Genomic DNA, 17,720 nt, shown 5'->3' on the forward strand with positions numbered 1-17,720 from the left:
ACCGGAGCCGGCCGCGCTGGGCGTCCGGAACCGACAACCGGGTGGGGGCCGGCGTGCGGCCGGGGCGCCCCACGGGACATGGCTCGGGCGTGCGGTGGGATGGGCCGCCCCAGGGCGGGGGCCAGGGCCACCCGGTCTGGCCCGCCTTCCCATCCGGGGGTGCGGGGCGGTGGGCCGCCTCGGGCCCCGCCGCGAGGCGGGAGTGGTGCGGGACGACCGGAAACCGTCATGTCCCCGCACCGCTGCCGCCGCCGTTCCCGCCGGGGGTCGGCGGCCGCCAGTCCCGCAGCGCGGGTCGGAGGTCCTCGTCCGCCCCGTCCACGGCGTCGCGGTGCGCCTCGGCGAGCAGGTCCGCGATGACCACCCTGGTCCCGGTGCCGGCCGACGCGATGGCGCCGTGCACCATCGCCAGGCTCAGCAGGTTGTCGGCTGCCACCGTGCTCGGCGGGAGCCCGGTCCGGAGGGCGTGTTCGAAGTCGGCCAGGGAACCGGCGATGTCCGTCGGCGACGGGGACCCCCACCCGCGCGCCCGGGACTCGGCCGCCGCCTCGGCGGCGCCGGCGACCGGCACCGCGTGCTCGACGACGGGTTCACCCTCGCCGTCCCACACCGCCGCCCCGTGCCGCCCGCTGACCCGCCACCGCCCGTTCCAGGAGGTCTCCAACCCGGGGGCGCACCAACTCCCCGTGTAGAGGTAACGCACTCCCCCGGTCATCTCGAAGATCGCGGTGGCCGCCGCGTCACCCCGGTACCAGCTCCAGTGCGGGTTGAACTCCTCGCACCACACCGTCACCGGGTCGCCGCCCACCAGGTACCGGGCCGCGTCGAACGGGTGGATCGCCATGTCCAGCAGCAGCGGGTGCTCCATCTCCTCGCGGAACCCGCCGAACCTCGGCGCGCGGAAGAACTCGGTGCTGACCGTGCCCACCGCCCCCAAGGTCCACACCTGCCGCCGCAGCGCGGCCAACCCGGGGCTGTGCCGACGGTTCTGGCTGACGGCGAACAGGCGGCCGGCGCGTTCGGCGGCCACCACGAGGCCGATCGCCTCGGCGAGGGTCGCCGCGAGCGGTTTCTCGCCGAGCACCGCCAACCCCAGGTCGAGGGCCTCCCGGGTGACGGAGTAGTGCGCGGAGGGGATGGTGACGTCGACGACCAGATCGGGCAGGGTGGCCTCGGCGAGGGCGCTGAGCGAGGTCGACACCGGAACCGGGGGCACCCCGCAGGCCGACAGTGCCGCCGTCGCCGCGTTCGGGTCGAGGTCGACCACGCCGACCAGGTCGACCGTGGGTGAGGCGTCCACCGTGTTCAGCCAGGCCCGCCCCATCGCTCCCGCCCCCACGACCACCGCGCGCAGCGGGCCGTGGTGGTCGACGGTGCGGAAGGCTCCGACGGTCATCGGTCCGCACCCGGGGACGCGGCCCCCGAGTGTGTCGCCGGCTCGTCGTCCCACCAGCCCACCGGGGAGCGGCGCAACCTCGGCGGGGACCCGACCGGCCGGTCCGGCCTCGCCCACCTCACCCCGTTGGCGATCACCCGCCGCACGTCGGGGTGGTGGTAGACGGGGTAGTCCTGGTCGCCGGGGCTGAAGTAGAAGATCCGGCCGTGGCCCCGGCGGAAGGTGACACCGCTGCGGAACACCTCGCCGCCGCTGAACGAGGACACGAAGACCAGCTCGTCCGGCGCGGGGATGTCGAAGAACTCCCCGTACATCTCCTGCCGGTCGATCACCAGCGGACTCGGCACGCCCTCGGCGATCGGGTGCCGGGGGTCGACCGTCCACACCAGTTCCCGGTCGTCGCCGTTGCGCCACCGCAACGCGCAGGTGGTGCCCAACAGCCGCGTGAAGACCTTGGAGAAGTGCCCGGAGTGGAGCACGACGAGCCCCATGCCGCCGAGCACCCGCTCCCGGACCCGTTCCACCAGGGCGTCGTCGACGCGATCGTGGGCGAGGTGGCCCCACCAGACGAGGACGTCGGTGGTGTCGAGGACCTCCGGCGGCAGGCCCTGCCCGGGTTCGTCCAGGGTGGCGGTGCGGATGGAGGCGGCCGGGCCGAGGTGGTCGGCGATCGCCGCCGCTACCGCGCCGTGGATTCCCCGCGGGTAGCGTTCGGCGACCTCCGGTTGGGTCCGTTCGTGGACGTTCTCGTTCCACACGGTGATCCGGGGTGGTCCGGGTGCGTCCCCGGGGGTGTCGGCGGCGGGACGGTGGTCGGGCACGGCACTCACCGGCGGTCCTCCATCGCACGAACGGTCACGGTCGGAGGACGTCGTCTGTCGTGCGTCGCGACACCCCCGCCAGGGTGAGCGCACCGCTCCGACGGACCAGGTCGACCGGTGTCCGCGCCGGGGCACGGTCCCCGTGTCGATCTTGTCCTGCACCGCCGATCCAACCGACCCCCGACGGCGGGAACAATCAGCCGGTCGGGCGATATGCGCGTGGCGCATTCGACCGCGCTCCGTGTCGAACACCGTTCGACCTGGTCACCCGTCACCCGTGTCGAATGACTCCCCGGGCGGGTCCCCTGTGCGCGTCCTGCCACTCCTCGCCTCGCCGCCGCCCACCGCTGCCCCCTCCTCCGGCTTCGGCCCGGCACCCGCCTCGGGCGGATGCCGGGCGCAAGAGCTCAGGGACGGCTCACCCCGTGAGGCCGATGATCTCCAGGAGCGGGCTCCGCGCATGCCATCCCGCCCGGTCGAGCTCCTCGGACAGCCCCTGCGGGTTGTCCGGCCGGCTGAGCTGGTCGAGGACGTCGTCCAGGACCCGGCGGCGATCCACGACGTCGGTCACCTCCACGGCCGTGGCCGGAAGGTCGACGACCACCGACTCCTTGAGGTGCAGGGTGAGGCGGGGGTCGGCCAGCAGGTTGCGGTACCAGTCGCGGGGACGGTCCTCCGGGTAGCCCGTCAGGAAGAACCGGCCCCCGGACCGGTAGAGCCAGATCTCGAGGCGCCGGGGCAGCCCGGACCGGCGTCCGACCGTGGTGATGTCCACCAGCACATCCGAGTGGAGCGCCCGGCGCACGGCGGCCTCATCCGGTGTCCCCGTCCCGGTCGACGCCGGCTGGGGTTCCCACCGGTGCGACGCCGGGTCGTCCGCGTGGCGGGCGTAGACGTCGGGGGGACCGGCCACGTAGCAGGCCGTCACCTCCTCCTCCGCCACGAACTCGTTCGTCGAGTTCGCCGGCAGGTGGACGACCTCACCGGGGTGGACGACCAGTTCGCCGTCGTCCTCGGTCCGCACCCGCAGAACACCGCCCAGGACGATCACCATCTCGTCGTAGGGGAAGGCGGCCCGCAGCCGCTCGCCCGACGGCATGGCCGCGAACCCCACCACCATCGCCGCCTCCGGGTCGGTCGCCCGGCTGACGAGATCACTGCCGAAGAGCTGGTACCCCGCGCCGTCGGGCGGGGACCAGTCCTGGTTGCTCCGCGCGTCCTCGATCGTCCACCTGCGCACCCGCCTGCGTTCCACCGCCACGTTCCTCCCGCCGGGACGCCCCTCGGCGTCCGTCCGGCGGACCCTAGGACCTGAAGCGCACTGGAGGTCAACAGCGGGCGGTGCCGAGCTGGTCGTTCAGAGCTGAGTGCGCACCGCCGCGCGCTCGCGAGAAGCCGCTACCAGTGGGGATCTGGGCGCTCGTCGAGCGCTCACCTCGCTCACGGCGGTATTTCGACCAGTTCCGGTACAACACCGTGAACGGCACTGGCTCAACCCCACTCGCGCGAGGCTTTCGAAGGGGAAGCGGCGCGCTCGCGCACCACCGACGGCTCACCCCGCTCGCGCGGGGCTTTCGCTTCAGGTCACAGCATCGCACCGGTACGAGCCTCCCGGCGATCCGCGAGACGCTCAGTCGATGAGCGTGAGGGGCGCGGTGCTGAACCGGCCGGAGAGCAGGTCGTCAAGCAGGGTAGGCAGTTCGGCGGGCAGGAGCTTGTCGCGGCACTGCCGCAGCTCGTCCGCTGGCCACCAGCGGCGTCCGATCTGCCCGGCCTTCTCGTTCTCGGTGGGCCGGGGCGCGACCTGCGGGGTGTTCCCCTGGGTGCGCCCGAGAAAGACGTGCTCGATGCGGTGGTGGTCGCGGCCCTTGTACCGGAACCGGGATTCACGCACCCACAGTTCACGGCCGAGGGTGGGGAGCATGATCCCGGTCTCCTCGGCGGCTTCGCGGCGGGCTGCATCGCGGAGGTCTTCGCCGTCGTCCAGGCCGCCGCCGGGCAGTTCCCACCAGTGGTGATCGGGCTCGGCGGGGTCGAGGGCGTGGATGAGCAGTACGCGGTCGGCGGGATCCAGGAGGAGGACACGGGCGCCGATGCGGGGCGTGACGGTGCTGGTCGAGGCGGTCATCCTGCGGCTGGTCCTCGCGTCTCGGCTGACGGGGCGTGCGCTCGGGCAGCCGAGACGCGAACCGGCCGGTCAGAACAGGGTGGGCTCCGGCTCGGCAGGCGTGGCCGCCGTGGCGGGGTCCGACGTTAGCAGCGCGCCGGTGGCGTCAGCGCAAGACGCACGGCGAGCCCGGAATGGTCGGTGAGCCGGGAGCCGTCCCCGGCGAGTTCCCTGGTCTCGTGGACGTACTCGCAGCCGGTGAGCTGCTCGGCTAAGGCGGCCGAGCCGTGGGCGTGGTCGTAGCGGAAGCCCAGGTCCGGACGGCGTGCCCAGCTGTGCTCGACCCGGTCGGCGTGCAGGTGCCGGAACAGGTCGACCAGGCCGTGCCGGTCGGTCAGGCCGCTGTAGAAGGCGTACTCGAACGGTGCGAACTGGCCCCCGTGAGCCGGCGTGTGGCTGGGTTCGAGCACGTTGAGGTCGCCGAGCAGCAGCAGCGGTGCCGCGCCGGCGGTGGCGTCCAGGGCGCGGCCGAAGCTCTGGATCCAGGGCTCACCCCCGCTTGCGTGGGGCTTTCGACAACGGCCGCGCGGCCAGCTCGACAAACCCCGGCTCACCCCCGCTTGCGCGGGGCTTTCCGCGGCCTGCTGCTGAGCTGGCCACTCGAAAGCGGCTCACCCCCGCTTGCGCGGGGCTTTCCCTTCGCGACCTGCGCCGACGGGAGCCCGTTACCTTTTCTTGACCTAGACGGATCCGGCGGCACCGTACTCCCGCTCACACTCCTCGGTCCAGCTCCAAGCGGTTCCACACGTGGACCGTGAGACCGCAGAACACCGCGCTGGTGGCGATGACGAGCCCCAGTTGGGCCATACCAACCACCTCGGGAAACAGCGCCCAGATCGCCGGAGCCGCGAAGGGCAGCCACGCGGCCGTTGCGGGCTGCACGATCGTCGCCACCTGGGACACCACGATGAGGGCGATGGCCGCCCCTATCCCGGGAAGTGCCCCTCGGCCGAGGGTGGCCACCAAGGACGTGGGGACCACCACAGCACCGGTCAGGACGAGCAACAGCACCAGCCGGGTGAAGTCGGCCAGCACGTCGCCGTTGACAGGACCCGATCCCAACAGGATGCCCACCAGGAACAGCGCGCCAACCGACACCACCGCGACCGCGCACACCCAGAGCAGATGGGTCAGCAGCTTGGCCAACACCACCACCGACCGTGTTGTCGGGGAGGCCAGTAGCCCGAGGACGGTGCCGTCGGTGAACTCCCGTCCGAAACTCCAGCTCAACGCGATGCCGAACGCGAGCAGGCCACCAGCGGCGGCGATCTGGGTGACGATCGTGAACAGCAGCGGCCAGCCGTCGAGATCGGCGGCGCTGCCGAGCCGGTCCACCACCTGGTCGTTCCCCGTGGAGACGGCGAGGACCAGACCGCAGCCGAGCAACGCGAGACCGACGACGAAGACACCGACGGTGATTTACAAGGGCCGAGCTGCTGAGGCCTTGTGGATCTCGACCCAGCACGCTCCTCGGAAATTGTTCATACCCGCTCCCGGTTTCGTCGCTCGTCGTCGGAGAGCACGAGATCGAACAGGGCTCGTTCCAGATCGGTTCCGCCGGGGTCGAGGGTTCCGGCGATCTCTCCACGGTTCATGACCGTGATCCGATGAGCGATCCGGGCCACCTCGTCGAGGTGGTGGCTGGAGACCAGAACGCCCGCACCGCGTGCCGCACGACGGCGGAGCCGCTCACGCAGGTCGATCACCCCGGCCGGATCGAGGGCGTTGGTGGGTTCGTCGAGCACGAGGAGCCGTGGCTCGTCCAGCATCGCCACGGCGAGACCGAGCCGCTGCCGGTTCCCCTGGGACAGCCGTCTCGCGCGCACGGCCGCGTAGTCACCGAGCCCGGCGTCGTCCAGGGCCTTCCGCGCGGCCTCGGCCGCCGTACTGGCGGGCAGTCCGCGCAATCTGGCCGCGACCAGCATGTTCCGCTGTGCGGTGAGTTCCGGGTAGGCGAACGGCCGATCGAGCATGTGGCCCACGCATCGCCACCTGCTCCCGGTCATTCGCGCCACCGGCGTACCAGCGATGCGGATGTCTCCGGATCGCAACCGCGCCATGCCGAGGATCAGGCGCATCAGCGTCGTCTTTCCCGCACCGTTGAGGCCCACCAGGGCGTGCACCTCTCCCTCTTCCACCGTGAGCGTCACTCCCCGCACGCCCACGCCCGGGGAGTAGGAGCGCACGGCACCGGTGACCTCAAGCAAGGCGGTCACGCCCCGACCTCCAACACGCTGAGCGCCGTCTCGATCGCTTCGACCAAGGTGGTGCCCTCGTTCTCCGCCCACTCGAAGAGTCCGGCGGAGAGTGCGCCCAGCAGCGCGGCGGCGGCGGCCCGGGCAGCGCGGGGATCGGTACCGTCGCTGATCAGCTGCTGCTGGATGGCCGCCGCCGTCTCCTCGTTCTGCTTCGCCAACGCCACGCGCAGGGTCAGAGTCGACGCGATGATGCGCACTCGACGGCGAACCATGCCCAGCTCCGCGTCGTCGAGTCCGCTCAACGCGCCACGCACGCCTCGAACCGCCCGAAGCAGCGCAGCCTCGCTCAGCGGGCGCTGGCTGATGGCACGAGCGATCACCGGGTCGAAGGGGTCGACGAGGACCGCCTGTTCCTTGGAGCCGAAGTGCCGGAAGAACGTCATCTCCGAGACCCCTGCGGAGGCGGCGATCTGCGACACGCTCGTCTGGTCGAATCCCTGTTCCTCGAAGAGCGCGAGCGCGCGCTCGGTCAGCAGAGCCAGCGTGCGCTCACGCTTCGACACCGTAGCCACGGACAAATGTTATCGACTAACATTTTTGAGTGGCTAGCGGCCCCGCCCACGAAGCGGAGGAGCTCAACGGGGTGCGGCGAGCGCGGTAGCAGCCGGAACGAAGCTGCGGATCACCGCGACGGTGTGGGTCGCCGCGTGCACCATCCCGCCACTCCTAAGCGCCGGCTCGCAACCGGGGGCTCTCGGGCACGTCGCCCCCACCACACCCACTAGCCGCGCGACCGCCGTTGCGGCAGATGCCAGCAACCGGCGGACCTCCTCCAGGCCGCAACCGAGCCACCGGGCAGTGCCGGCGAGCGCGACCAGGTAGTCGGTAAGCCCCTCGAGCCAGCCCTTCTCCTGGTCGTTCCCCTCGATCCCCTGCCGCTCCGGCAGGGTGTCCACGCCCGCGACCGGGCGAACGCAGATCCCCGGTCGCCCTCGTGGTCACGCCAGGGCTTCGGCAACCCTGGCTGCACGGCGGGATGGTTGTGGTTCCTCGTAGGAGCGATGAGGACCCGGGCACACCACGCCCTCGTCCGGCGCGTCGACTTGTTGGAACTCCTCGTAGGAGCGATGAGGACCCAGTGCCACCGCGCCGGCGTCCGCTTCGACTTCGCGTTGGAACTCCTCGTAGGAGCGATGAGGACAAGCGTCCGGCGAACTGGCGGCGGACGACATCATCCGGTTGGAACTCCTCGTAGGAGCGATGAGGACGCTTCGAAATGCAACCCAACGACCAGTAGGCAATCTGTTGGAACTCCTCGTAGGAGCGATGAGGACCGCTCGGGTGATGCACCCCAGCCCAGCGACTGGGTGTTGGAACTCCTCGTAGGAGCGATGAGGACATGGATCACGTGTGGATCACGTGCCTGATCGACCCGGTTGGAACTCCTCGTAGGAGCGATGAGGACCCGCCCGGATGCGGTGTGCGGCGTGCGGGCCGATGTTGGAACTCCTCGTAGGAGCGATGAGGACCCGAGAGTAAAGTCGCAGGTCAGCGGGCGCCTGGACCACCCTATCGGACACGGTTCTGCAGCGAACCCGAGGTTTGACATCAGACCCGGGGGGTTCGCTGAAATCTCGCCTCACTCGATGGTGACTCCTCCCCAGCCTTCCGGCGGCCCGAAACACCACCAGATCAGCATGCCGAACCGGCGAAGGCCGCCGGGAAGGTGCCCACCGGCCCCGGTGCTCGACCGCCTCAAGCGTAGTGGTCGCCCACCTCTCCCCCATCGCTCGTTCGATACCATCCGCGCATGAGCACTTCCTGAGGACACGGTTCCGCACCGTCACCACCACTCGCGTCCGTGGGCCGTCTCCGGCCGGACGTGGGAGCCCGTTCGTCCACTTCAGGGAGGAGTCCCACCATGCCCCACACCGAACCGACCGCCCTCGCCCGCCGCATCGACCGACTGCGCGAGGTGGCGCACGCGGAGCCCCGGCTCGACGGCGTGCTGCTGTACGGGTCCTGGACCCTGGGGGAGGCTGACGCCTACTCCGACGTGGAGGCCTACCTGTTCGTCCGTGACGCGGACGTCGCGGACTTCGACGGGGTGGAGTTCGCCGCCCGCCTCGGCCCGTTGGCCTACTCCTACGAGAACCAGTTCGGGGTCCTCACCGTCGTTTTCGACGATCTGATGCGTGGCGAGTTCCACGTGACGGCCTCGGGTGCGGGCGTGGAGCAGGTGCGCGGCTGGCGGGGGATGATCCACCTGCCCGACACCGAGCGTGCCGTGGTGTTGGACCGGGACGGGCGGCTCACGTCGGCGGCGCGCACGCTCGCCGAGTTCCAGCCGCCGGAGCCGGTAGGGACGGCGTCGCACCTGGTGGGTGAGCTGACGAACTGGACGTTGATGGAGGCTCACCTGTTGGCGCGGGGTGAGACGGCGCGGGCGCATGCCTGGGCGCAGTTCATGGTGGCGCCGGCGCAGTTGAAGTTGTGCCGGTTGCTCCGGGACTCGACCCGGCACTGGTTGACGCCGAGCCGGGCTGTGGAGCAGGACCTGCCGGCGGCCGACGTCGAGCGTTACCGGGCCACCACGTCCGCCGCCGAGCCGGCTTCGGTGTTGGCGGCGGCGGTGCGGTCGTGGCGGTGGACCCGGGAGTTGGCGGCCGAGGCGGAGGCGCGGTGGTCGATCAGCGTGCCCACCGAGTTGCACGGGCGGATCGCGGCGTTGTTGGCGGACCTGGAGGCCGGCGCCGGGTGGCCCGGGCCGGCCGTCGGCTAGCGGTCCGCCCCGCGAGGACGACCTCAGTCCTCGTCCTCCTCGGCGGGTCGTGACCGCCGCAGGGGGGTGACGAGGATGCGGGAGACGCGGCGGCCGTCGAGGGCGCGCACGGTGAAGCGGTGGTGGAGGGCTTCGACGCTGTCGCCCTCCCGGGGTAGGCGGTTGAACAGGGCGACGACGTAGCCGGCGAGGGTGTCGAAGGGGCCGTCGGGCAGGGTGAGGCCGGTCTGTTCCTCCACCTCGGTGCGGTGCAGCAGTCCGTCGACCTCGACGGAGCCTTCGGGGGATCGCCGGGAGGGGACGGCGCCGGGGTCGTACTCGTCGTAGATCTCGCCGACGACCTCCTCGACGAGGTCCTCGACGGTGACGATGCCGTCGGTGCCGCCGTACTCGTCGATGACCATGGCGAGGTGCCCGCCCTTGCGGCGCATCTGGGAGAGCGCGGCCAGCACCGGTTTGCTGCCGGGGAAGGCCGCGACGGGGCGGGCGATGTCGGCGAGGGTCCGGCCTTGGGGGTCCTCGCCGTCGACGACGGCGAGCAGGTCGCGGACGTGGACGAAGCCGACGACGTCGTCGGGGGACTCGCGGATCACCGGGTAGCGGGAGTGGGGTTTGCCGCGCATGAGGCGGACCGCGTCGGGCAGGGGGAGGTCGGCGTCGAGGAACTCGACCTCGGTGCGGGGGATCATGACCTCGCTGAGGACGCGGTCGCCGACGGCGAAGGCGTCGTCGAGCAGGCGGCGTTCCTCCACGGTCAGCTGTTCGTTGGTGCGGACCATGTCCCGCAGTTCCTCCTCCCCCACCTTCTCCTCGGCGGCCTGCGGGTCGATGCCCATGAGGCGGACCACGGCGTTGGTGGAGCGGGAGAGCAGCCAGATCAGGGGGCGGAAGACGGTGGCGAGGCGGTCGAGGACGCCGGCGGTGAACAGCGCCACCCCTTCGGACTTCTGGAGGGCGAGGCGCTTGGGGGCGAGTTCGCCGAGGACCAGGGACAGGTAGGAGACGAAGAGGGTGACCAGGACCAGCGCGAGGGTGGCGGCGAGGCCGGCGGGCAGTCCCCAGTCGGCGAGGTAGGGCTCGAGGCGGACGGCGATGGTGGCGCCGCCGTAGCCGGAGGCGAAGAACCCGGTGAAGGTGACGCCGATCTGCACGGCGGAGAGGAAGCGGTTGGGGTCGGAGCGGAGCCTGGCCAGTCGCTTCCCCCGGTTGCCCCGGGTGGCGGCGAGTCTGTCGACCTGGCTGTCGCGCAGCGACACCAGCGCGATCTCGGAGGCGGCGAAGTAGCCGCCGGCGAAGACGAAGAGCAGAACCAGCGCGAGATTCGTCGCGACACTGTCCATCCCTGGAATTCTCACAGGGTTGGGGTGTTCTGGCAGATCAGCGCGACGTTTCCGGTGGGCGTGCCAACCGGGGCCGAGATGCGGGCGGCCCGCCCCGGGGTGGGGCGGGCCGCCGTGCCCGGTGGTTCGACGTGCGTCCCTCCCGGGGCGGGGTGGGGTCAGCCGCCGAATCGCTCGGTGAGTTTGCGTTCGATGAGCCCCACCAGGGTGTAGAGGGCCCAGCCGATCGCGGAGAGCAGGATGAGGCAGATCATGACGACCTGGATGTCGTCGTTGTCCTGTGCCTGCTTCTCCAGGTAGCCCAGGCCGGCCTGGGCTCCGATGAACTCGCCGATGACGGCGGCGGTGACGGCCTGGAGCACGCCGACCCGCAGGCCCGCCGCGAGGGCGGGCAGGCTGTAGGGCAGGTCGATGAGCAGGGCGCGTCGGCCGCGTCGGATGTTCAGGACGTCGGCGAGGTCGTGCATGGTGGAGGGCATGCCTCGGAGCTTGCCGACCATGTTGATGAGCACCGGGTAGAAGGTCACCAGGGTGATCAGGGTGATCTTGGATCCGATGCCCAGGCCCAGCCAGAGGACGATGAGCGGGGCGATGGAGATCTTCGGCGTCACCTGGATGACGACGATGATCGGCATGAGCAGTCGTTCGATCCAGCCGACTCGGACGAAGAGCACCGCGAGGGCGATGCCGATGACCGAGCCGAGGGCGACTCCCTGGAGCACCTCGGCGAGGGTCTGCTGGAGGTGGATGCTCAGCCCGCCGGCCTGCCACAGGGACACGGCTCGGGTGACGAGCTGCCCGGGGCTGGGCAGCACGTAGGAGGGCAGGCCGGAGAAGGCGGCCAGTGCCCACCACAGGCCGACGCCGCCGGCGAGGGAGGCCGCGCCGACCAGCAGGGGCAGGGCGCGGTCGCGGCGCTCAGTTGTCGAGCTCACGGTGGTCCCTGACCAGGTCGGCGGCGTCGAACGCCTCGTCGATCAGTTCGAACTCGGCCTGGGAGTCGATGGCCTCCTGCCAGCGGTCGAGGTTGCCGTGGCCGAAGCCGTTCTCCTCGGTGTCGGCGGACTGCCACAGTTCGGCGGCGTAGACGTCGCGGAGGACCTCGGAGATCTCGTCCTCCTGGCCCTCGAAGGTGGGGGCGTACTTCTCGATGGACATCGCCGTGGACTCGTCGATGTGGTCGATCGTGTACTGGAGCGCCTCGTCGAGGGCGGCGGTGAAGGAGGCGACGACCTCCGGGGTGTTCTCGACGGTGTCGGGGCTGGTGACGAGGATGTTGCCGAAGGAGGGCAGGTACTCGTCGCTGAGGATCTGGCCGACGTCCATCCCGGCGTTCTGGAGGGCGAAGTAGCGCAGTCGGGAGAAGACGATGGCGTCGACCTCGCCGCTCTGGAGGGCCTGGACGATGGCGCCGGTGCCGATGGTGCGCAGGTCGATGTCGTCGACGGTCAGGTCGGCGCTGTCGAGCATGGCCTGGAGCTGGGCGTAGTTGGGGCTGCCGAGGTCGGTGACGGCGACGCTGCGGCCTTCCAGGTCGGCGGGGGTCTCGATGCCGCTGTCGTTGGCGAACAGCAGGGCGCCGATGCCCTTCTGGTAGGTGGTGTGGACGACGTTGGTGCGGACGCCGCTGCCGTAGGCGGTGATGACGGAGTCGCCGTTGGGGAAGCCGAAGTCGACGTTGCCGGCGGCGACGTTCTGGACGATGTCGGCGCCGTTGGCGTAGGTGAACTCGACGTCGAGGCCTTGGTCGGCGAAGTAGCCCTGTTCCACGGCCTCGTAGAGGGGGGCGTAGTAGGGGACGGCGGCGCCGTCGATCTGCACGGTGACCGAGGTGGTGCCCTCGTCACCGCCGGTGGTGGTGCCGGCGTTGTCGGCGGGGCTGCATGCGGCGACACCGCCGAGGGCGGCGGCCAGGCCGAGGGCGGCGACGCCGCGCAGGGAGCGGGGGGAAGGGGACATGGTGGGTCCTTTCGGGACGGGGCGGGTCCGGCCGTCGCGGGTCAGCGGCGCCAGGGCAGTGCCCGGCGTTCGACGAGGCTGACCAGGGCGAAGCCGGTCAGTCCGACGACCACGGTGAGGACGACCGCGGCGATGAGCTGCGGCGTGTCGTAGGTGCTCCGGCCCTGGACCATGAGGAATCCCAGGCCTTGTTGGGCGGAGATGTACTCGGCGAGGAACGCGCCGGTCATCGCGTCGATGACCGCGATCCTGGCGCCGGCGAACAGGGCGGGCAGCGCGGTGGGCAGTTGGACGAGCCGGAAGAACCGGGCGGGTCCGAGGTTGAGGACGCGGCCCAGTGCCCGTTGGTCGTCGGTGACCTCGCCGAGGCCGAGCATCATCGCGATCATCATGGGGAAGAAGGCGAGCATCACGATGAGCGCGAGCTGGGAGCCGAGGCCGAGGCCGAACCAGAGGACGAGCAGTGGGGCGAGGGCGATCTTGGGTGCGGCCTGGAGGATGACGACGTAGGGCGCCAGGATCAGGCGGACCGTCCGGAAGGAGGCGATGACCCAGCCGAGGAGGGAGCCGATGACGATGCCGGCGCCGAGTCCGACGGCGATGTTGCGGACGGTGTAGCCGAGGTGGGGCCACAGTTCGCCGCTGCTGGCCAGCCGCCACAGGGCGTCGCCGACGCTGAGCGGGTCGGGCAGCAGGTAGGAGGGGACGTCGGCGAGGGTGACGTAGAGCTGCCAGGCGAGTAGGACCACGGCCAGGTAGGCGGCGGCGACGGTGATCCGGCGCAGCGGGGTTCCCTTGCCGAAGGGGCCGCCGCCGGGTCGGTTGCCGCCGGGCGCGGGTGGCGGGGTGGCGGCTCCGGTGGTGATCTCGGCGGTGCTCACGCCAGCTCCCCGCGCAGCATGCCGGCGAACTCGGCGAAGACCGGGAGTTGCCGGGTGGCGGCGTCGCGGTTCCGGTCGAGGGGGACCTGGTGGACGGAGCGGAGCCGGCCAGGGCGGGGTGACATGACCACGACGCGGTCGGCGAGGTAGGCGGCCTCCTCGACGCTGTGGGTGACGAAGACGATGGTCTTCCTGGTGGCGGCCCAGATGCGCAGGATGTCGTCGTGGAGCTTGTCCCTGGTGATGGCGTCGAGGGCGCCGAAGGGCTCGTCCATGAGCAGGATCCGGGGGTCGTAGGCGAGGGCGCGGACGATCGCGACCCGTTGGCGCATGCCGCCGGAGAGTTCCTTGGGGTAGGACTTGGCGAAGTCGCGCAGTCCGACGAGTTCGAGGAGTTGGTCGACCCGGTCGGTGGGCAGGTCGGAGCGGTCCTTCTGGACCTCGATGCCGAGGGAGACGTTGCGGGCGACGGTGCGCCACGGCAGCAGGGCCGGTTCCTGGAAGACGAAGCCGATGTCGCGGCCCGGGCGGGGAGCGCGGGTCCACTCGATGGTGCCCTCGTAGTCGGTGTCGAGGCCGGCGACCATCCGCAGCAGGGTGGACTTGCCGCAGCCGGAGGGGCCGATGATGGCGATGATCTCGCCGTCGCCGATGTCGAGGTTGACGTCGTCGAGGGCGCGCACGGAGGCGCCCTTGACGCTGACGTACTCCTTGCTCACACCGCGGATCTCCAGCAGCCGCCTGTGGTCGGTCGCGGCCGCCTCGGGCGGCGCGGTGTCCTCGTGGGTGTGATGGGTCACGGTGGCGGCTCCAGCGGGAGTCAGCCGGTCTGGTCCGGCTCGGATGGTCGAGTCGAGGATGCACACTAAGCATTTCTTCCGTGTTGCGGAAGTGGTCATCCGGAATTGTTGTTCGCGACGGAGAGTGCCCACTTGGACGACCCTACGAGGCGGCGTTGATCGTTTGCGCTGTTCGAGGCCCATATTTGACTCTGCACGCACTGTCGGGGACGGAACGTGACTGTTGACTCCCCGTGATGGCGCACCGCACACTGACGATTCTGGAAATCGACTTCCGCCTGACAGAAGGAGTCCTGGTGCCTCGCAGCGCTGCCGACCCGTGGCTCGACGGACGGCCCCCGCACCTGCCGTGCGGGCCCGGTGACCTGCCCGAGGTGTGCCTGCTGCCCGGGGACCCGGCCAGGGTGGACCGGGCGGCGGCCGTGCTCGACGACTTCCGCGTGCTGGGCCAGAACCGCGAGTTCCGCGTGGGCGTCGGCCGGCGGGGCGAGGTCGAGGTGGGGGTGTGCTCCACCGGCATCGGTGGCCCCTCCACCGAGATCGCGCTGGTGGAGCTGGCCCGGCTGGGCGTGCGGACGGTGCTGCGGACCGGGGGCATGGGGGCGCTGTCGGCGCGGATCGCGCCCGGTGACCTGTGCGTGGTCACCGAGGCGGTCCGCGAGGGCGGGGCCGCCTCCTGGTACGCCGACCCCGAGGTGCGGGCGCTGTCCAGCCCCGAGGTGCGCACCGCCCTGGCAGCGACCGCCGACCGGGCGGGGGAACGGGCGCACGGCATCACCGTGCTCTCCTGCGACTCCTACTACGTCGGGGAGGGCCGCCCGGTGCCCGGGCTGGAGGACAGGGCCGCGCGCCGCTTCGCCCAGGTCGAGGCGCTCGGGGTGGACGCGATGGACATGGAGTGCGAGACGGTGCTCGCCGTGGGCGCGGCCGTGGGGCTGCGGGTCGGGGGCCTGCTGGTCGCCCACGCCTCCCGGGCCACCGACAGCTGGTTGGAGGACTACGAGCCGGCGCAGTTGCGGATGCTGCGGGTGGCGGCGGACGCGGCGGCGCGGCTGAGCTCGGAGGGCCAGCGGTGACCGCCGTCACGACGGGTCCGCGTCCGGTCGGTGACCCGCCGGCCGGGGAGGACGCCCGCGCCCGGTTCTTCGCCGCCGCCCCGGCCCCCGAGGGCGGCGCGGCCCCCGACCTGCGGGTCCGGCTGGGCTCGCTGACCCTGCGCAACCCGGTGATGCCCGCCTCCGGGTGCTTCGGGCCGGAGCTGGCCCCGCTGGTGCCCACGTCCGAGATCGGCGCCACCGTCACCAAGACCGTGTTCGCCCGGCGGCGTGGCGGCAACCCGACCCACCGGTTGACCGAGACCCCGATGGGCATGATCAACAGCGTGGGCATCCCGAGCCTGGGCACCGACGGGTTCGTCCGCGAGATGCTGCCCCGCTACCGGGCGATGGCCGCCCCGGTGATCGTCAGCGTCGGCGGTCTGGCCGTGGGCGAGTACCTCACCGTCATGGACGAACTGGCGGGGGCGCGGTTCGACGGGGTCGAGGTGAACGTGTCGTGCCCGAACCTCGAACACGGCGGCCTGGACATCGGCACCGATCCGGACGCGGTCGCCCGCGTCGTCTCCGGGGTCGTCGCCCGCACCGACGTTCCCGTGCTGGTCAAGCTCACCCCGATGGTGTCCTCCATCGCCGAGGTGGCCCGCGCCGCCGAGGAGGCCGGCGCGACCGCGTTGACCGTGGCCAACTCCTTCCCCGGCATGACCCTGGACCCCCGGACCCGCCGGCCCGTCCTGGGCAACCGGGTCGGCGGGGTGTCCGGGCCCGCCGTCAAACCCCTCGCCCTCCGGCTCACCTGGGCCACCGCCGAAGCGGTGGGTGTTCCGGTGATCGGTTGTGGTGGTATCTCCACCGTGGACGATGCGCTCGACTTCCTGGCCGTCGGCGCCACCGCCGTCCAGGTCGGCACGGCGCACTTCGCCCGGCCGTTCGTCATGGCCGAGATCGCCCGCGGGCTCGCGGCGCGGTGCGCGGCGGCGGATGCCACCCGACTGACCGACTACGTCCGGACCCTGGGGGAGACATGAGCGTCGACAAGCCGATGCAGGTGGTGGTGCGCGCCCTGGACGTGCTCACCGCGTTGAGCAACGCCCGGGGCGGCAGGACCCTCCAGGACCTGCACGAGGAGCTCGACATCCCGCTCGGCAGCATGCACCGCGTCCTGTCCACCCTGACCCAGCAGGGCTTCGTCAGCCGGTCCCGGGTGAACAAGCGGTACTTCATCGGCCCGGCGGCCCGCGCGCTGTCCGCGCAGCGCTCCCACGGTGGCAGCCCGCTCGTGGTGCCCCCGGCGGCGCTGGCCCAGGCCGGTGAGGAGAGCGGGGAGACGGTGTTCCTCACCGAGATGATCGGGGAGCTGCCCGTCTGCGTGGCCCTGGTGGAGGCCCGGCACCCGCTCCGGCTGTTCGTGCGGATCGGGCAGGAGATGCCGTTGCACGCGGCCGCCGCCAGCCGCTCCATCCTGGCCCACCAGCCCGAGGACGTGGTGCGCACCCTGCTCGCGGGCACCTCGATGACCGGGTTCACCGCCGACACCCCGCGCACCGTGGCCGAGGTCCTCGACCACCTGGCGGTGGTCCGGGACCGGGGCTACGACGTGTGCGACGACGAACTCGACCGGGACGTGTGGGCGGTGTCCGCTCCGCTGCTCGCCGCCGACGGGTCCGTCACCTCCAGCGTCACCCTGGCCGCGGCCGGTTCCCGGATGAGCGACCCGCTCACCCGGGCCCGCGCGACGGAGATCGTGCTGCGCGCGGCCAGGGAGATGTCCTTCGACCTGGGGTGGTCCGGCGAGGACGTCGCCCATTCCACGCAGAGAGGAACCTGATGAGCCAGCAGTCCTCCCCCACGCGCCCTCGGGTGGACCCGACCGAGTTCGCCGCCGACGTCCTGGCCGCCGGCGGCGGCACGCCCGCCCAGCCCACCTCCCTGCCCGCCGCGTTGCGCGGGGGCCGGTGGGTCGCGCGGCCGGCGTTGCTGCGGCGGGCCGCCGCGTTGCTGGCCCCCGTCCTGCCCGCCGGGGTGGACCGCATCGTCGGGGTGGGGCCGGCGGAGCAGCCGCTGGTCGTGGCGACCGCGCTGCACACCGGCCTGCCCTTCGCGGTGCTCGACGACACCACCGGCGACCCGGCCCCGGCCGGGGATGCCGGGCCGTCGCTGCTGGTGGGCGAGGTGCACCGGCACGAGACGGTCGTGCTGGTCGCGGCCGCGCCCTCCCCGGCCGACCACCACGCCGGGGAGGCGATGCGCTCCCACGGCGTGCGGGTGCCGCGCACCGCGCTGCTCAGCGAGGTCCTCGCCACGGCGGACTGACCCGCCGG

General features: G+C 71.7%; 19 protein-coding genes and 1 CRISPR repeat array. Of the genes, 5 read left to right on the forward strand and 14 right to left on the reverse strand.

Features of this window, described 5'->3' with window-relative positions; translation table 11 throughout:
- Window positions 1-226: 226 nt before the first annotated feature.
- The 9 genes from G443_RS06735 to G443_RS06775 form a co-directional block, all read right to left on the reverse strand.
- Window positions 227-1,396 carry a Gfo/Idh/MocA family protein gene (locus G443_RS06735; RefSeq protein WP_081715727.1) on the reverse strand — a complete coding sequence of 390 codons (1,170 nt, stop codon included), beginning with the start codon at window positions 1,394-1,396 and terminating at the stop codon, window positions 227-229.
- Window positions 1,393-2,226: a ThuA domain-containing protein gene (locus tag G443_RS06740; RefSeq protein ID WP_026420476.1), complete on the reverse strand. Its 834-nt coding sequence runs from the start codon at window positions 2,224-2,226 to the stop codon at window positions 1,393-1,395. Before G443_RS06740 ends, G443_RS06735 begins: the two co-directional genes overlap by 4 nt.
- Window positions 2,227-2,635: 409 nt before the next feature.
- Window positions 2,636-3,472 carry a nitroreductase/quinone reductase family protein gene (locus tag G443_RS06745; RefSeq protein ID WP_155886267.1) on the reverse strand — a complete coding sequence of 279 codons (837 nt, stop codon included), beginning with the start codon at window positions 3,470-3,472 and terminating at the stop codon, window positions 2,636-2,638.
- Between the two features lie 375 nt (window positions 3,473-3,847).
- Window positions 3,848-4,345 carry an NUDIX hydrolase gene (locus G443_RS06750; protein ID WP_026420478.1) on the reverse strand — a complete coding sequence of 166 codons (498 nt, stop codon included), beginning with the start codon at window positions 4,343-4,345 and terminating at the stop codon, window positions 3,848-3,850.
- Window positions 4,346-4,470: 125 nt separating this feature from the next.
- Window positions 4,471-4,926, reverse strand: a complete 456-nt coding sequence (locus tag G443_RS06755; protein ID WP_245588956.1) for an exonuclease/endonuclease/phosphatase family protein — start codon at window positions 4,924-4,926, stop codon at window positions 4,471-4,473.
- 169 nt (window positions 4,927-5,095) lie between these two features.
- Complete coding sequence (locus tag G443_RS06760) at window positions 5,096-5,770, reverse strand: ABC transporter permease (protein ID WP_051314343.1); 675 nt, start codon at window positions 5,768-5,770, stop codon at window positions 5,096-5,098.
- 95 nt (window positions 5,771-5,865) lie between these two features.
- Window positions 5,866-6,600 (reverse strand): ABC transporter ATP-binding protein, encoded by a 735-nt coding sequence (locus G443_RS06765; RefSeq protein WP_026420479.1) that lies wholly within the window; start codon window positions 6,598-6,600, stop codon window positions 5,866-5,868.
- Window positions 6,597-7,154, reverse strand: coding sequence for a TetR family transcriptional regulator (locus G443_RS06770; RefSeq protein ID WP_162147339.1), 558 nt, complete (start codon window positions 7,152-7,154; stop codon window positions 6,597-6,599). Before G443_RS06770 ends, G443_RS06765 begins: the two co-directional genes overlap by 4 nt.
- 63 nt (window positions 7,155-7,217) lie before the next feature.
- Window positions 7,218-7,538: a hypothetical protein gene (locus G443_RS06775; RefSeq protein ID WP_026420481.1), complete on the reverse strand. Its 321-nt coding sequence runs from the start codon at window positions 7,536-7,538 to the stop codon at window positions 7,218-7,220.
- 83 nt (window positions 7,539-7,621) lie between these two features.
- Window positions 7,622-8,111: a CRISPR direct-repeat array (repeat unit 30 nt; unit sequence GTTGGAACTCCTCGTAGGAGCGATGAGGAC).
- Window positions 8,112-8,503: 392 nt separating this feature from the next.
- Here G443_RS06775 and G443_RS06780 point away from each other — a divergent pair.
- On the forward strand, window positions 8,504-9,364 hold the full coding sequence (locus tag G443_RS06780) for a nucleotidyltransferase domain-containing protein (RefSeq protein ID WP_035293040.1): 861 nt from the start codon (window positions 8,504-8,506) through the stop codon (window positions 9,362-9,364).
- A gap of 23 nt (window positions 9,365-9,387) precedes the next feature.
- On the opposite strand, the gene G443_RS06785 is transcribed toward G443_RS06780, so the two are convergent.
- The 5 genes from G443_RS06785 to G443_RS06805 form a co-directional block, all read right to left on the reverse strand.
- Window positions 9,388-10,704 (reverse strand): hemolysin family protein, encoded by a 1,317-nt coding sequence (locus tag G443_RS06785; protein WP_026420482.1) that lies wholly within the window; start codon window positions 10,702-10,704, stop codon window positions 9,388-9,390.
- 158 nt (window positions 10,705-10,862) lie between these two features.
- Complete coding sequence (locus G443_RS06790; protein WP_026420483.1) at window positions 10,863-11,639, reverse strand: ABC transporter permease; 777 nt, start codon at window positions 11,637-11,639, stop codon at window positions 10,863-10,865.
- A complete protein-coding gene (locus tag G443_RS06795) occupies window positions 11,623-12,663 on the reverse strand; it encodes an ABC transporter substrate-binding protein (RefSeq protein WP_026420484.1) in 1,041 nt (346 codons plus the stop codon). Before G443_RS06795 ends, G443_RS06790 begins: the two co-directional genes overlap by 17 nt.
- 41 nt (window positions 12,664-12,704) lie before the next feature.
- Window positions 12,705-13,544, reverse strand: coding sequence for an ABC transporter permease (locus G443_RS06800; protein WP_026420485.1), 840 nt, complete (start codon window positions 13,542-13,544; stop codon window positions 12,705-12,707).
- Window positions 13,541-14,344 (reverse strand): ABC transporter ATP-binding protein, encoded by an 804-nt coding sequence (locus G443_RS06805; RefSeq protein WP_245588957.1) that lies wholly within the window; start codon window positions 14,342-14,344, stop codon window positions 13,541-13,543. The genes G443_RS06800 and G443_RS06805 overlap by 4 nt, the downstream gene beginning before the upstream one ends.
- A 296-nt stretch (window positions 14,345-14,640) precedes the next feature.
- On the opposite strand from G443_RS06805, the gene G443_RS06810 reads away from it, so the two are divergent.
- The 4 genes from G443_RS06810 to G443_RS06825 are packed head-to-tail and all read left to right on the forward strand — an operon-like array spanning window position 14,641 to window position 17,712.
- Window positions 14,641-15,420, forward strand: a complete 780-nt coding sequence (locus G443_RS06810) for a phosphorylase family protein (protein WP_030106581.1) — start codon at window positions 14,641-14,643, stop codon at window positions 15,418-15,420.
- Window positions 15,417-16,427: a dihydroorotate dehydrogenase gene (locus G443_RS06815; RefSeq protein WP_026420488.1), complete on the forward strand. Its 1,011-nt coding sequence runs from the start codon at window positions 15,417-15,419 to the stop codon at window positions 16,425-16,427. The genes G443_RS06810 and G443_RS06815 overlap by 4 nt, the downstream gene beginning before the upstream one ends.
- Window positions 16,424-17,227, forward strand: a complete 804-nt coding sequence (locus tag G443_RS06820; protein ID WP_026420489.1) for an IclR family transcriptional regulator — start codon at window positions 16,424-16,426, stop codon at window positions 17,225-17,227. The genes G443_RS06815 and G443_RS06820 overlap by 4 nt, the downstream gene beginning before the upstream one ends.
- Window positions 17,227-17,712: a hypothetical protein gene (locus G443_RS06825; RefSeq protein WP_026420490.1), complete on the forward strand. Its 486-nt coding sequence runs from the start codon at window positions 17,227-17,229 to the stop codon at window positions 17,710-17,712. The genes G443_RS06820 and G443_RS06825 overlap by 1 nt, the downstream gene beginning before the upstream one ends.
- The last annotated feature ends 8 nt before the right edge of the window (window positions 17,713-17,720 follow it).

Source organism: Actinoalloteichus caeruleus DSM 43889, assembly GCF_000429185.2.
In the GTDB taxonomy this organism is placed as follows: domain Bacteria; phylum Actinomycetota; class Actinomycetes; order Mycobacteriales; family Pseudonocardiaceae; genus Actinoalloteichus_B; species Actinoalloteichus_B caeruleus.